This is a genomic window from Bradyrhizobium sp. USDA 3240, from assembly GCF_054063295.1.
Map to the genome: position 1 here is coordinate 3551420 of NZ_JBSSGD010000002.1, position 14343 is coordinate 3565762.

The 14343-nt window shown below is 65.7% G+C and carries 12 protein-coding genes; 3 read left to right on the forward strand and 9 right to left on the reverse strand.

Features of this window, described 5'->3' with window-relative positions:
- The first annotated feature begins 67 nt into the window (after positions 1 to 67).
- A complete protein-coding gene (locus ACVIGA_RS17535; RefSeq protein WP_223974993.1) occupies positions 68 to 592 on the forward strand; it encodes a MarR family winged helix-turn-helix transcriptional regulator in 525 nt (174 codons plus the stop codon).
- 421 nt (positions 593 to 1013) lie between these two features.
- On the opposite strand, the gene ACVIGA_RS17540 is transcribed toward ACVIGA_RS17535, so the two are convergent.
- Positions 1014 to 2876 (reverse strand): feruloyl-CoA synthase, encoded by a 1863-nt coding sequence (locus ACVIGA_RS17540; RefSeq protein WP_456667328.1) that lies wholly within the window; start codon positions 2874 to 2876, stop codon positions 1014 to 1016.
- A gap of 155 nt (positions 2877 to 3031) precedes the next feature.
- Between ACVIGA_RS17540 and ACVIGA_RS17545 the strand changes: the two genes are divergently transcribed.
- Complete coding sequence (locus tag ACVIGA_RS17545) at positions 3032 to 3559, forward strand: MarR family winged helix-turn-helix transcriptional regulator (protein ID WP_456667329.1); 528 nt, start codon at positions 3032 to 3034, stop codon at positions 3557 to 3559.
- A gap of 226 nt (positions 3560 to 3785) precedes the next feature.
- The gene (gene atzF / locus ACVIGA_RS17550) at positions 3786 to 5573 is read left to right on the forward strand and encodes an allophanate hydrolase (RefSeq protein ID WP_456667330.1); all 1788 of its coding nucleotides are present in this window, start codon (positions 3786 to 3788) and stop codon (positions 5571 to 5573) included.
- Between the two features lie 160 nt (positions 5574 to 5733).
- On the opposite strand, the gene ACVIGA_RS17555 is transcribed toward atzF, so the two are convergent.
- From ACVIGA_RS17555 to ACVIGA_RS17590, 8 genes are all read right to left on the reverse strand, one after another.
- On the reverse strand, positions 5734 to 6462 hold the full coding sequence (locus ACVIGA_RS17555) for a GntR family transcriptional regulator (RefSeq protein ID WP_456667331.1): 729 nt from the start codon (positions 6460 to 6462) through the stop codon (positions 5734 to 5736).
- Between the two features lie 29 nt (positions 6463 to 6491).
- Complete coding sequence (hpxZ, locus tag ACVIGA_RS17560; RefSeq protein ID WP_456667332.1) at positions 6492 to 6884, reverse strand: oxalurate catabolism protein HpxZ; 393 nt, start codon at positions 6882 to 6884, stop codon at positions 6492 to 6494.
- Between the two features lies 1 nt (position 6885).
- On the reverse strand, positions 6886 to 8283 hold the full coding sequence (locus ACVIGA_RS17565; RefSeq protein WP_456667333.1) for an AtzE family amidohydrolase: 1398 nt from the start codon (positions 8281 to 8283) through the stop codon (positions 6886 to 6888).
- 7 nt (positions 8284 to 8290) lie between these two features.
- Complete coding sequence (locus ACVIGA_RS17570; protein WP_456667334.1) at positions 8291 to 8470, reverse strand: DUF4089 domain-containing protein; 180 nt, start codon at positions 8468 to 8470, stop codon at positions 8291 to 8293.
- 20 nt (positions 8471 to 8490) lie between these two features.
- The gene (locus ACVIGA_RS17575) at positions 8491 to 10275 is read right to left on the reverse strand and encodes a dipeptide ABC transporter ATP-binding protein (protein WP_456667335.1); all 1785 of its coding nucleotides are present in this window, start codon (positions 10273 to 10275) and stop codon (positions 8491 to 8493) included.
- Positions 10276 to 10372: 97 nt separating this feature from the next.
- Positions 10373 to 11272: an ABC transporter permease gene (locus ACVIGA_RS17580; protein ID WP_456667336.1), complete on the reverse strand. Its 900-nt coding sequence runs from the start codon at positions 11270 to 11272 to the stop codon at positions 10373 to 10375.
- A 4-nt stretch (positions 11273 to 11276) separates the two neighbouring features.
- Entirely contained in the window at positions 11277 to 12290 is a 1014-nt protein-coding gene (locus ACVIGA_RS17585; RefSeq protein WP_223974901.1) for an ABC transporter permease, read from the reverse strand.
- A gap of 300 nt (positions 12291 to 12590) precedes the next feature.
- On the reverse strand, positions 12591 to 14213 hold the full coding sequence (locus tag ACVIGA_RS17590) for an ABC transporter substrate-binding protein (protein WP_456667337.1): 1623 nt from the start codon (positions 14211 to 14213) through the stop codon (positions 12591 to 12593).
- Positions 14214 to 14343: the final 130 nt, after the last annotated feature.

Genomic DNA, 14343 nt, shown 5'->3' on the forward strand with positions numbered 1-14343 from the left:
TTTGATCTTGTCAATACGGGCCGCATGTCTATTGCTCCCGAACAGTTTCGCAGCGATGATTTGATAAATGAGCAGCCAGCCCCTCCCCCGAAAGCCCCGCCGGCCCAAACCGGCCGATCCCGCAGATGCCACCGATGGCCCGCTGCTGGACCTCAATCGCTATGTGCCGGCGTTCATCACCTTCATCGGCAACAAGCTGTCGAACAGCGCCACCGCATTTTACCAGAAGAATTTCGGCGTCAACGTCACCGAGTGGCGAATCATCTCGCAACTGGCGATCGAGCCGGGGATTCCTGCCTCCCGGATCTGCCAGGTGATCGGCTTCGACAAGGGCCCGGTCAGCCGCAACCTCGCGGCGCTGCAGAAGCGCGGCCTGCTGACGATTCGTACCGCGCCCGACGACGGCCGCACCCATTCGATCACCCTGACCGCGCGCGGCCGCGCCATCCACGACAAGGTCATCGTCGCGGCGCTGGAACGCGAGCGGCGACTGCTGTCGTGCCTGAAAAAGGACGAGCGCGAGGTGCTGATCGACCTGCTGCGCCGGCTCCACGAGAATCTCGGCGCCGTGACCGGGCAAAGCACGACCTGACCGCACGGCGGGACCGCGGGCGGCGCCCTGCGCCACCGCGATATTCGCCCGGACTTCCATGCGTGCCGCTCGCGCGCTGCTGCGCAAAATTGTCCTCCCGAAAGCGCGGCCGTTGACCGGCCCTGTCCCTATGGGTGCGGAAACTCGCACAGCTTAGTTGCTATGGCAACTAAAAACGCGCGCGTGCGGCGCGAGGCCCCAGGGAACCGGTGCCGACGGCTCAAGTGGGGTCCATCAGACGTGCCACAAATTCGGTGTCGTCCCGGCCTCCGAGCCGGGACCCATAACCACCAATGCTGATTATTTCACGCCGGCGGAACGACGACCTTTGTACACAAAGTCGGCCGCAGAGTATGGGTCCCTGCTTTCGCAGGGACGACGGCGGTGGCGTCCTCCCAGCACTCTACCGGTACAAATCACGTCACGAGCCCGCGCAGCGGATCGCCTCACCCGATCCGTCGTCCTCCAGCACTGCCACCGCCGCGGCGCGGTGCGTCAGCACGGCGCGCTGGTTGATGTAACCCTTGTCTGTGATCTCCCCGCCGTCGACCGAAGCGGGCTCGGCGAGCAGCAGCGCCCGGGTGGCATGGCCGGAGGAATGGCCGCCCTGCGCCTTCAATCGTGCCAGCCCCTGCCCGATCGCGGAACGGACCGCCGGATGGCTGATCACCTCCCTCGCGTCGGCGCCTTCGGGCAGGCCCGCCAACGCACGGCAGGCGGCGAGGTTCGGGAACACCAGGAAGCGGACCTCGTCGCGGCCGTGGCCGGTGACGACGATATCCTGCGCAAGCGGCGCCAGCGCCGCGATGCCGGCGACCCGCAGGGTGCCGACGCTGACCCAGGTGCCGGAATTGAGCTTGAAATCCTCCGCCACCCGGCCATCGAAGAACAGGCCGAGATCGGGCCGTGCGGGATCGGCGAAGGTGACGGCGTCGCCGATCTTGTAAAAGCCTTCGTCATCGAAGGCCTCTCGGGTAAGTTCGGGCGCTTTCCAGTAGCCCGGCGTGACATTGGGCCCGCGCACGCGGACCTCGAGCTTGTCGCCCGACGGCACGAGCTTAAGCTCGGTGCCTGATATCGGCACGCCGATATTGCCGGAGCGTTTAGCGAGGAAGTGGCAATCGGTCGCCAGCGGCGAGGTCTCGGTCGAGCCCCAGGCCGACACCATCGGAAGCCTGCGGCCGACCGTCTGCAGCGACAATTCCTCCAGCGCGTCCCACAGATTCTGCGGCAGCGCCGCGCCGGCATAGAAGGCGAATTTGGTGCCTTCGAAGAACTTGCGGCGCAACTCGTCATCGGTGCGCAGTGCCGCGATCAGCATGTCGAAGCCGCGCGGCACATTGAAATAGACCGTCGGCACCACGCTGCGCAGATTGGCGAGCGAGGCCGCGAACAGGCCGGGCGCCGGCTTGCCGCCGTCGATATAAAGCGTGCCGCCGTTGCACAGCACCAGATTGAAATTGTGGTTGGCGCCGAAGGTGTGGCTCCAGGGCAGCCAGTCCAAAATCACCAACGCCTCGCCGGTCTGCTCCAGGAACGTCCAGGTCTGCGCCTTGGCCTGCTGGCTCGATGTCAGCATGCGCTGGGTGTTGATCACGGCTTTCGGCGTACCGGTCGAGCCCGAGGTAAACAGGAATTTTGCGATCGTGTCCGGCGTCACCGCAGCGAAGGCGGCGGCGACATCAGGCGATTCAGGCGTCGCCGCGACAGTGCGGAACGACAATGCATCAGCATCATCCGGGTTGCCGCTGACGATGGTTGCCCGATGCAGCGGCGCGATCGCAGCCAGCGCCGCCGCGAACGGCTTGGTGCCCACAACATAGATCGCGCCGGGATCAAGCAGGCTGATCATGCTCTTCAGCTTGTCGAAGTCTTTCGACATCAGCGAATAGGCCGGCGAGATCGCGGCCGAGGGCACGCCGACATGCTGGGCGGCGAGCGCGAACAACGCGTGGTCGATGCCGTTGTCGGCGAGGATGACCAGCGGCCGCTCGGTGCTCAGGCCTTGCGCCAGGATCCACGATGCGGTCCGGCGAACGATTCCGAGCGCATCGCGATAGCTGACGGTGCTCCAGGGCGCTTCGGCGCTGGCGCGCTCACCGAGGAAGATGCGATCCGGCGCCTGCCGCGCCCAATGCTCGAGCCAGTCGCCGACGCAGCGGGCGCTCGGCTTCAACGGCGTCGTGGAGCGGACGAGGATGCTACCGTCCTCGCGGCTGACTGCAATGATCGCGGGCGTGGCGAACAGGCGTTGCGGATCGTCTCCGCTGGCGGCCATCGTCATGGTTTCCTCCTCGCCCGTGTCTTATCAGGATCGCGCTGCAACAAGGTGCGGCGCCGCGGTCCCGGTCGGGCTCTTTGGTCATAATGTTGCGGACATCAATTGTTGTCGTCAACAACAATCTTTCCCTCGCGACGCCGTCGCGCTAGCCTTGAGGCATGGCGAGCAAGCAACAGACGTCGCGCAAGGCGGCAGGAACGGGAGCGGCAATCCGCCGCCCCCAGACACGCGCGGCGAACGGCCGGACACACGGCGATGCCGGCGACGACATCGGCCTCGACGCGCTGGTCGGCCACGCCGGCTATGCGGTGCGGCGCTTCCAGCTCTGGATCTTCCAGGACTTCGTCAAGACACTGGCGACCGTCGATATCCGCCCGACCCAATATTCGGTCATGACCGTGATCGGGGCCAATCCGGGCCTCAGCCAGATGGCAGTCGCAAAGCGGCTCGGGATCGAGCGCGCGCGGCTGGTGCATCTGCTCGACAGCCTGGAAGAACGCGGCTTCGTCAGCCGCATCCCTTCCGCCACCGACCGCCGCTCCCACGCGCTGCATCTGACCGCGCGCGGCAAGACCGCGCTGGCGCAATTCAAGCGGCTCGCCGCCGAGCACGAGCGGCACGTCGCCGACAAGATCGGCAAGGAAAACCGCGAACAACTGCTGCAGATCCTCGCCTGCTTCACCTGATTGATCGACCGGATTTCGGCTTGATGCTATTTGCCTGAAAATTGAGCAGACGCGCTCTCAGGCGAGTTTGCTTCAGCTCCCGTCGACCATTTCAAGCAATTGATATTGTGCAATAATCCGCCGCGCCAGGGCGCAAGCGCATTGTACACAATGGCACATTGCTTGCTTCGATCAGGCTGCAAGCGAGCATCCGATGCTTCACCGCGCCAGAGACGAGGCCAACCACGTGACTGAAACTGTCGCCGCGATCGTTGCCGCACACCGCGCCGGGACCATGACGCCGGCGCAAACGGTAGCACGCAGCTACCAGCGCATCCGCGAGCATAATGACCCCGCCATCTTCATCAGCCTACGCGACGAGAAGGACGCGCTCGCCGAGGCCGCGCGGCTCACGGATCCGACGCTGCCGCTCTACGGCGTGCCGGTCGCCGTGAAGGACAATATTGACGTCGCGCGGCTGCCGACCACGGCCGCCTGCCCCGCGTTCTCCTACCTGCCCGTGCAGGATTCGACGGCGGTGGCAAAACTGCGCGCGGCCGGCGCCATCATCATCGGCAAGACCAATCTCGACCAGTTCGCCACCGGCCTGATCGGCGTCCGCTCGCCTTACGGCATTCCCAAAAATCCGGTGCGCGGCGATCTCGTGCCGGGCGGATCGAGCTCGGGCTCCGCGGTCGCCGTGTCAGCGGGCCTCGTGCCACTGTCGCTCGGCACCGATACCGCGGGCAGCGGCCGCGTGCCGGCGATGCTCAACAACATCGTGGGGCTCAAGCCGAGCCTCGGGTTGATCTCCAACGCGGGGCTGGTGCCGGCCTGCCGCACGCTCGACTGCATCTCGGTGTTCTCGCTCACCGTCGACGACGCACTGGCCGCGCTCGCGGTGATGGCCGGGCCCGATGACGCCGATCCGTTCTCGCGCGACCGGCCGCTGGCACCGCTCGGGCTGTTTCCAGCTAAGCTGAAGCTCGGCATTCCCAAGAGCGGCCAATTGATCTTCTTCGGCGACCGCGAGGCCGAGAAGGCCCATCGCGAAGCCTGCAAGCGCTGGCAGGCGCTCGGCGCCGAGCTCGTCGAATTCGATCTCGAGCCGTTCTACGAGACCGCGCGGCTGCTCTATGAAGGCCCCTGGATCGCCGAGCGCTATCTCGTGATCCGCGACCTGCTGGCCTCGTCCCCGGACGCGATCCATCCGGTGACACGCGAGATCACGATCGGCGGCGCGCGACCCACCGCGGCGGATACCTTCTCCGCGTTCTATCGCCTGCAGGCGCTGCGCCGCGTTGCCGCGCGCACCTTCGCTCAATGCGACGCGATCGTGCTGCCGACCGCGCCGACCATCTATTCAACTGCTGACGTGCTGGCCAACCCCATCGAGCTCAACTCGCGGCTCGGCACCTACACCAATTTCGTCAACCTGCTCGATCTCTGCGGCCTGGCGCTGCCGGCGGCGATGCGGCCCGACGGCGCACCGTTCGGCATCACGCTGCTGGCGCCCGCCGGCCGAGACGCTGCGCTTGCCGGCATCGGCCGCGTCTTCCACGCCGACACCGGGCTCGCTGTCGGCGCCAAGGCGGTGCCGCAGCCGCCGCTTGCCGCGGTCCCGGCGCAGGCCGGCGCCGATGAGATCACGATCGCGGTGGTCGGCGCGCATCTCTCCGGCATGGCGTTGAATCATGAACTGACCACGCTCGACGCGCGCCTGCTGGAAGAGACCGCCACCGCAGCGGACTACAGACTCTACGCGCTCGACACCACGCCACCGAAGCCCGGCATGCTGCGCATCGAGCCGGGAGCGGGTCATGCGATCAAGCTCGAGCTGTGGGCGATGTCGCCGGCCGCGTTCGGCACATTCGTCGCTGCGATTCCGCCGCCGATGGCGATCGGCACGCTCCGACTCGCCGACGGACGGCAGGTCAAGGGCTTTATCGTGGAGCCCGCCGCGATCGCCGGCGCGAAGGATATTTCGGCCTATGGCGGCTGGCGGGCGTTCATGGCGGAGAAGGCGAAGGGATAACCGACTTTCCTGCCGTCATTCCGGGGCGCGCGCAGCGCGAGCCCGGAATCCATTTCGCCGCGGTGACGATCTTAACGTAGCGCATCCATGCGGATGAATGGATTCCGGGCTCGCGCTTCGCGCGCCCCGGAATGGCGGCGTTGATGGATTTGCGCGAGACCTACACCGACACCGCGTAGGTCTCGTACTCCCCGCGCACCTGCTCGATATGGGCGCGCATCGCAGCCGCAGCACCTGGCTTGTCGCCGCGCATGATAGCTTCGACGACGCGGTCGTGCTCGGCGTGGGATTTCGCCAGCCGCCCGAGGTTGCGGAACTGGGCGCGGCGGAACGGCTGCACGCGCACCCGCGTCGCGAGCGTGATCTCGGCAATATAGGCGTTCTGCGAGCCGGCATAGATCGCGTTGTGAAAGCGCTCGTTGACCTCGTGGAAGCGGTCGGGATTGCCGGTGTAGCTCAACACCCGCAGTTCCTCATGGACCGCCTCGAGCGCGTGGCGCTCCGCCGCAGACATCCGCTCGGCGGCAAGGCTGGCGCACATCGCCTCGAGCTCGGCCATCGCCTCGAACATGCCGGTGAGCCGCTCGAGCGAGGGCCGCGCGACCACCGCGCCGCGGTGCGCGCGCGCGTCGATCAGCCCGCTGGCGGCGAGCTGTCGCAGCGCCTCGCGCACCGGTGTGCGCGACACCTTGAAGCGGCGCGCCAGATCGGTTTCATCGAGCCCGGCGCCCGGCGGCAGCGTGCCGCGCACGATCTCGTCGGCGAGCTGCAGCCGGAGTTCCTCCGCGCGGGTGGTCTTATCGACCAGAGACGACGCGCGATCGACACGCGGCACCAGCTCGGCGCCCTGCGCTGGCGGCACGCGGGTCGGAAGATCGTCCAGGCTCATGGCTGCAACGCCCTTTCAATCACCCTGGTTCAAGCCCCCTTAAGTTCATCGATGACGCTGACATGGGCGGCGACGATTCTCCAGCCCTCGGCGAAGCGAATCCATGTCTGCATCTGCCGCCCCACCCGGCCCGGTGTGCTGTCCCGATAGAACAGCGTCGAGGCGATTGCGGTGTCGCGGCCGTAGGTCGTGATCACGGTGCGGTCGATCCTGCGCATCAGCCCGGCCGCCGGCCGCCCCGCGCGAAACGCCGCGATCTCGCCGTAGCCATAAAGGTTCTCGCCGATGCCATAGCGCAGCGTCCGGCTGTCGCTCCGGAACAGCTCGTCGAGCACGGCGACATCGTTCGAGACCAGCGCCTTCTCGTAGCGCTCGAACTGCACGGTGACCTCGGCGAGCACGTCGGGAAGATCGATTTCCATTTTAGAGTCCTCTTGGCGCGGGAGCCGCCACGACACCCATCTGTTCCAGCGCGTAGGCGACCCGCAGCGCGATGTCCTCACGCCAGGGCGCGGCAATGATCTGCACGCCGATCGGCATCGGTTCAAGCGGCACCGGCACGGCGGCCACCGGCAGGCCGATGAAGGAGATCGGCTGGGTGTGGATCCCGATATTGGGACGCACCGGAAGCTCGACCCCGTCGAGCGTGAACGTGGCCTGACCGATCTTCGGCGCCACACATGGCGTTGCCGGCGCCAGGATCACGTCGACCGACTGGAACAGCTCCAGCACCTTGGCGCGGTACCAGCGGCGGAATTTCTGCGCCTTGTCGACATAGACCGCCGGGATCATCGCGCCCGAAAACAAGCGGTCGCGCACCGGCGGATCAAAGTCGTGGGGCCGCGTGCGCAGCCGATCGAGGTGCAGCGCGGCGCCCTCGGTGGTGGTCATGATGAAGGCGGCCGCGCGGGCGCGCGCCGCTTCCGGCAGCTCCACGGTCTGCGTGGCGCCGAGCGCCTTTGCCACGCGCGCGACCGCTTCGACGGCCTCCGGCAGCAGATTCTGCTGGAAATAGCCACCGGCAATCGCAAAACGCAGCCGGCTGACATCATTGGCAAGCAGCGGCACGGTCGGCTCGACCGACTGTACACTGCAGGCGGGATCATCGGCATCAGGCCCCTGCATGGCGTCATAGGCGAGTGCGAGATCCTTCACGCTGCGCGCAAACGGACCGAGGTGATCGAGGCTTGCGACGAACGGAAAGGATCGCGCGCGCGACAGCCGGCCATAGGTCGGCTTCAGGCCGAACGTGCCGCAGAATGACGACGGCACCCGGATCGAGCCGTTGGTATCGGAGCCGAGCGCGATCGGCACCAGCGCGCCGCCGACGGCGCTGCCGGAGCCGCCCGAGGAGCCGCCGGCCATCCGCGTCGGATCATGCGGATTGCGCGACGGACCGTCATGCGCGTTCTCGCCGGTGAAGTCGTAGGCGTATTCGCCCATGTTGAGCGCGCCGACCAGCACGGCGCCGGCTGCTTCCATCCGCTCGATCAACGTGGCATCGCGCGGCGACGGAGGCAGGTCGCGATTGATCTTCGAGCCGGCGCGGGTCGAGAGGCCCTGCACGTCGAACAGGTTCTTCACCGCGAAGGGCACGCCGGCGAGCGGACCGGCCTGTTGGCCCGCATCGATCGCGGCATCGACCGCCTTGGCGCGGGCCCGCGCGCGATCTGCGGTCACGTCGGTGAAGGCATTGAGGACCTTGTCGTGCGCAGCGATCCGCGCGAGCGCCGCCTCGGTCGCGGCGAGGGCCGTGATCTTGCGGCTCGATACCGCCTGCGCGATTTCGGCGGCCGACGTGGCGGTGGGAGTTTCTGACATCGCGATCTCAGGTCGAATAGACGGCGGCCGATACGACGTCATCGGGCAGCGGAAAGTCATCGACCAGCCGCGCCAGCCGCAGCGCGACCTCGAGATTTGCGCGCACCGCCGGACGCCAGGCGTCTTCCAGCGGCAACGCCATCGTCCGGGCGACGGCATTCATGTAATCGTCGAGATGATCGTCCATTTCGCTCCCAGTACGTTTTTTCAGGCCACCGGCAACGGCGGATGCGGGATCGCCGTCAGCAGCTCCCTTGTATAGGCATCCTGCGGATTGCCCAAGACGTCATCGGATGCACCCTGCTCGACGATGCGGCCGCTGCGCATCACGATGACGCGATCACACAGCAGGCGCACCACGTTGAGATCGTGCGACACGAACAGATAGCTCATGCCCATCGACTGCTTGAGGTCCTGCAGCAGATTGAGCACCACCGCCTGCACCGAGACGTCGAGCGCCGCGGTCGGCTCGTCGAGGATCACGAGCTTCGGGTGCAGCGCAATCGCGCGCGCGATGCCGACGCGGGCCTTCTGGCCGCCGGAGAGCTGATGCGGAAAACGGTCCAGCAGATTGACCGGCAGACCGACCAGCCGAGCGAGTTCCTCGCAGCGATCGCGGAGCGCGTCGCGCCCCCTGATGTCACCGAGCTGCATGATCGGGTCCGCGATCGCGCGCGCCGCGGTGAAGCGCGGGTTGAGGCTGTCGGTCGGATCCTGGAACACCATCTGGATCTGGCTGCGCCGCGGCAGCCGCGCGAAGGATTGCGGCATGATGCCGCCGATGTCTTCGCCATCGAACATGATGCGGCCGGAGGTCTGGTCCAACAGCCGCATCACCATCATCGACGTCGTCGACTTGCCGCAGCCGGATTCGCCGACTAGCCCGACGCTCTCGCCATGGTCGATGGAGAAACTGATGCCGTCGACGGCGCGGAAGATGTCCTCCTCGACCGGCGGCTTGCGGCCGAACAGTTTTGCGAGCACCGAGCCTGCGCCCTGGCGAGGATATTCCTTGACGAGCTTTTCGACTGACAGGAGGGGTTCTCTCTTCTCGTCACCCCCCGGCTTGACCCGGGGGTCCATCGAGGAAGGAGCATCCCGCGAAGATTGATGGATGGCCGGGTCAAGCCCGGCCATGACGGAGATAGGCTGCGGAGGCTTCGCCTCCTCCTCCGGCAGCAGATCCCGCAATGACACCCCGATCCGCGGCGTCGCGCGCATCAGCTTCTTCGTGTAGTCGTGCTGGGGCGCGGCGAAGATGTCGGCCGACTTTGCGGTCTCGACGACGCGGCCCTTCTCCATCACCACGACGCGGTCGCAATAGGCGCCAGCCAAACCCAGATCGTGCGTGATCAGGATCGTCGACATCGACCGGCGCCGGGTCAGCTCGACGATCAGGTCCATCACCACCTTCTGGGTGGTGACGTCGAGGCCGGTGGTCGGCTCGTCCGCGATCAGAAGCTGTGGGTTGCAGGCCAGCGCAAGCGCGATGACGACGCGCTGGCACATGCCGCCGGAGAGCTCGAACGGATAGGCGTGATAGCGCTCGCGCGGGCGCGCGATCTTGACCTGCTCCAGCGCCTCGATCGCCTTCGCGCCGCGATCGGTGACCTGCGCCTGCTGCACATGCTGGCGCAGCACGTCTTCGATCTGGTGCCCGACCTTGCGGATCGGATTGAGGGCGGCGCGCGGGTTCTGGAAGATCATCGAGACTTCGCGGCCGCGCAGATCGCGCATCTGGCTCTCCGAGGCCGACTTGACATCGATGCCGGAGAACATCACCGATCCGTCGGCGATCCGGCCGGCGCGGTCGAGGATGCGCATTACGGTATATGACGTCACCGACTTGCCGGAACCGGACTCGCCGACGATGCCGACGGTCTCGCCCTTGCCGACGGAAATGTTGACGTGCTGTACCGCCTTGACGATGCCGCGACGGGTCGTGAACTCGACCGTGAGGTCGCTGACGTCGAGCAGGGGCTGGGCGGTCATGCGCGGCTCCCCTCATGCGAGGCGTCATCCAAAAATCCGCAAAACAACCCCATGCAAAGTAGCGCAGCGGTAGCATGGCACCGTACAGAGACAGTCATCACGTCCTCCGCTGCGGGTCGACGATGTCGCGCAGGCCGTCGCCGAGCAGGTTGAAGCAGAAAACCGCGATCATCAGCGCAAGGCCCGGGAATAGCGCGATCCACCATTCGCCTGAGACCATGAAGCCGGCGCCCTCGGCGACCATGATGCCCCACTCCGCGGTCGGCGGCCGGACGCCGAGGCCGATGAAGGAGAGTCCCGCGGCATTGAGGATCGCGTAGCCCATGGTCAACGACATCTGCACGATCATGATCGGCATGATGTTGGGCAGGATGTGCCCGAGCAGGATGCGGTATTCGCCATTGCCGGACAGCCGCGCCGCCTGGACGAAGCCGGCGTTGCGGCGGACGTTGGCTTCTGCGCGTGCGACGCGGGCATAGAGCGGAAAGTTCACGATCGCGGTGGCGATGATGATGTTCTGCACGGTGTTGCCGAGCGCCGCGACGATGCCCATCGCCAGCACGAACAGCGGGAACGCCATGATGGTGTCGGCGATGCGGCCGACGATGCGATCGGTCCAGCCGCCGAAATAGCCGGCGGCGATGCCGGCGAGGCCACCCATCAGGAACACCAGCACGACAGAGGCGACCGCGATGAAGGTATCGAGTCTGGTTGCAACGATGACGCGGCTGAAGATGTCGCGGCCGAGCTGATCGGTGCCGAACCAGTGCGCGGCGGACGGTGGCTTCAATGCAGCCGCGGTGTTCGAGGCAAGCGGGTCATACGGCACCAGGTAGGGCCCGAACAGCGCGGCGAACATGATCAGGATCAGCAGCGCGAAGGCAAAGCCGGTGACTTTGTTTTCGCTCAGCACATAGCGGGTCTGCTCGATGATTGCGGCGAGCCCGGATGTTCGCGCAGGACCGACAGGCTCGACCGTTGGCGCAACGGAGCTCATGGTTTCAACCCTCCAGCCGCACGCGCGGATCGATCACGCCGTAGAGAATGTCGATCAGGAGATTCAGCAGCACGTACATGACCGCCATGGTGAGGACAAAACCCTGCACCGGTGCGAAATCGGACGCGATCAGCGCCTCGACCGCGTAGGAGCCGATGCCGGGCCAGGCGAACACCTTCTCCACCAGCACATTGGCCCCGAGCAGGAAGGAGAACACCATACTGAGCGTGGTGATGACCGGCAGCATCGCGTTGCGGAAGGCGTAGGTCACGATCACCTTGCCGGGCGACAGGCCGCTGGCGCGCGCGGTGCGGACGAAATCGGACGCCAGCACCGCCAGCATCGAGGCGCGCGTCATGCGCGCGATCGGCGCCAGCGAGAAGATCGCGAGCGTCACCGCCGGCAGGATCAATTGACTGAACGCCGAGCGGAACGCCTCGAAGTCGCGCGCGATGAGTGTGTCGATGAGATAGAAGCCGGTGACGGTCGGCGGCGTACTGTAGAACACGTCGAGCCGGCCGAGCGGCGCCGGCGACCAGCCGAGCCGGAAGTAGAACACGTAAACCAGCACGAGGCCGGTGAAGAACACCGGCAGCGACACGCCCGCCGTCGTGGTGACGCGGCAGAGATGATCGATCCAGGAGCCCGGCCGCGTCGCCGCCAGCACGCCGAGCGGGATCGCGATCACGATCGAGACGACGAGGCCGAGCAGCGTGAGCTCAGCGGACGCCGGCAGGCGATTGCGCAGTTCGGCCGCGACCGGCTGGCCGGTCGTGAGCGAGGTGCCGAGATCACCATGGGCGAGATCATTGGTGTAGCGGACGAACTGTTCGATCAGCGGCTTGTCGAAGCCGAGCTTCTTCCTGATCTGGTCGACCGCTTCCTTGGTTGCCGCTGGCCCTGCAAAATACGCCGCGGGATCGCCCGGCAGCGCGCGCGTCAGCAGGAACGTCACGATCACGACCCCGATCAGCGACGGGATCGCGAACAAGAGTCGCTTGCCGATGAGGGTCAGCATGGCGCGCTCCTGGCGGTATCCAAAGCCACAGCGAGACTGGTAGGGCTCCCTCCCCCCTTGTGGGGGAGGGTTGGGGAGAGGGGTGCCGCTAGCTCCGCTGCCAAACGGAACGCTTCGCTGACCCGCGCGTGATGCTGCGAATGGTCGGGCACGATCTCGCTTGACGTCGTCCTTGCGCGTTCGCGGCTTACCCCTCTCCCCACCCTCCCCCACAAGGGGGGAGGGTGCCTGAGAGGCGCGCTCACCTCACTTGAGTAAGCGGCCCACGCCGACGTGTCGCGGACGATCAGCATGCGCACCTCACCCCTTGGCCATCGCGCGGTAGTCGAGGCGGCGGTGGAACCAGTATTGGTAGCCCGAGATGTTCTTCTGCATCGCGACGTTGACGAAGGGCTGATACAGCGGGATGCGCGGGATGTCGGTGTAGGCGAGATCGACGAAACCCTTGACGTCGGCGTCGTAGGCCGCGGTGTCGCCGTTGGCGGCAGCGATGCGCGCGCCGTCGATGAGCTTGTCCATCTCCGGCGACTTGTAGCTCATCGTGTTGAAGATCGAATTGTTGCCGTGATAGCACCAGTAGAAGAAGTACTCGGGGTAATCGAGCCAGCCCGAGAACACGTTGGTGAACAGCGGCATTTCCTTCTTGGTGAGCTCGGTGCGCCAATTGGCACCGGGCACCTTGTTGATGGTGGTCTTGATGCCGAGCTGCGCGAGGCTCTCCTGCACCAGCACGCAAAGCGGCTCGTTGACTCCTGCGAAATTCAGGTCGAACGAAATCGTGGTCTCGAAGCCGTTGGCGTAACCGGCTTCAGTGAGCAGCGCCTTGGCCTTCTCCATGTCGGTGTTGTATTTGGTCGGCTGCGGCCAGGCCACCTCGGTCGGCTTGTCCTTTGGTGCGCCGAACATCGGGTTGGCGAGGCCGAACAGCACCGCATCCATGATCTTCTGATACGGCATCGCGTAGGCCATCGCCTGCCGCACCTTCGGATTGTCGAACGGCGGCTTGGTCACGTTCATGCCGATGTACTGGATGCCGTTGGAGAACGGCAGCGAGACCACGTTGAGCTTGCCGTTCGTCTTCATCTCCTGGAAATCCTTGAACGGCAGCTCGTAGGAGATATCGGCATCACCGCGTTCGAGCAGCGCCCGGCGGTTACCGGCCTGCGGCACCATGCGCCAGATCACGCGCTTGATCTTGGGCATCGGGCCGGAGACCCAGTCGTCGTTGCGCTCCATGACCACTTCGGTGCCCGCGGTCCATTTGGTCACCTTGTAGGCGCCGGAGCCCGCAGTCTGCTGCTTGGTGAATTCGAGGCCCCACGGATCCTTCTCGCTGGCGTTCTTCTTCACCAGCTCGGAGTTGACGACGCAGGGCACGATGACAGCGAGGTCGGGGATCGTGAGCTTGTCTTTCTTGAGGAAGTCGACGCGCACCGTGTGGTCATCGACGACAACGAACTGCTCGGGCTTGGTCAGCGAGCCCGCGCTCATCTGGAAGGTCGGGAAGCCGCCGACGCTGACGGCACGGTCGAGCGACCATTTGACGTCCTTCGCCGTCACCGGCGTGCCGTCGTGGAATTTGGCGTTCTTGCGCAGCTTGAAGGTGACCGACATGTCGCCGATGTTGAAGTCCTCGGCGAGCTCGGGCTTGAACTTGTCGCGGTCGTAATAGGGCACGCCGCCCGGACCGCTCTTCATCTCGTGGCTGATCAGCCGGTCGTAGCAATTCCACGACACTTCATAGCCGGGCACGTTGGTGCCGACGCCATGGATATCGAGATTGTTGGGACCGCCCTCGGAGACGATCAGCAGCGTCTCGGAGCGCGCGTCGGCCTTGGCCGGCGACCAGATCGCGGGCGCGGTCGGCGCCAGCGCCCCCGCGGCCAGCCCGGACACCGATTTGAGGAAATCGCGACGCTTCATGTGATGCTCCAACGCCCTTGAGAACGGCCTTGGAACTCAGATCGCAAGGATTGTGCCAACCCTTAACGAAACCTTATGAGGCGATAACACACTGGAGATATAGGAGAAATCGCCGAAGGTATCTTGTTCT

What these genes read in the sequence shown, in the direction of transcription:
- ACVIGA_RS17535 (WP_223974993.1), top strand. Translation starts at nt 68, where the DNA reads ATGAGCAGCCAGCCCCTCCCCCGAAAGCCCCGCCGGCCCAAACCGGCC.
- ACVIGA_RS17540 (WP_456667328.1), bottom strand. Translation starts at nt 2,876, where the DNA reads ATGACGATGGCCGCCAGCGGAGACGATCCGCAACGCCTGTTCGCCACG.
- ACVIGA_RS17545 (WP_456667329.1), top strand. Translation starts at nt 3,032, where the DNA reads ATGGCGAGCAAGCAACAGACGTCGCGCAAGGCGGCAGGAACGGGAGCG.
- ACVIGA_RS17555 (WP_456667331.1), bottom strand. Translation starts at nt 6,462, where the DNA reads ATGAGCCTGGACGATCTTCCGACCCGCGTGCCGCCAGCGCAGGGCGCC.
- hpxZ (WP_456667332.1), bottom strand. Translation starts at nt 6,884, where the DNA reads ATGGAAATCGATCTTCCCGACGTGCTCGCCGAGGTCACCGTGCAGTTC.
- ACVIGA_RS17565 (WP_456667333.1), bottom strand. Translation starts at nt 8,283, where the DNA reads ATGTCAGAAACTCCCACCGCCACGTCGGCCGCCGAAATCGCGCAGGCG.
- ACVIGA_RS17570 (WP_456667334.1), bottom strand. Translation starts at nt 8,470, where the DNA reads ATGGACGATCATCTCGACGATTACATGAATGCCGTCGCCCGGACGATG.
- ACVIGA_RS17575 (WP_456667335.1), bottom strand. Translation starts at nt 10,275, where the DNA reads ATGACCGCCCAGCCCCTGCTCGACGTCAGCGACCTCACGGTCGAGTTC.
- ACVIGA_RS17580 (WP_456667336.1), bottom strand. Translation starts at nt 11,272, where the DNA reads ATGAGCTCCGTTGCGCCAACGGTCGAGCCTGTCGGTCCTGCGCGAACA.
- ACVIGA_RS17585 (WP_223974901.1), bottom strand. Translation starts at nt 12,290, where the DNA reads ATGCTGACCCTCATCGGCAAGCGACTCTTGTTCGCGATCCCGTCGCTG.
- ACVIGA_RS17590 (WP_456667337.1), bottom strand. Translation starts at nt 14,213, where the DNA reads ATGAAGCGTCGCGATTTCCTCAAATCGGTGTCCGGGCTGGCCGCGGGG.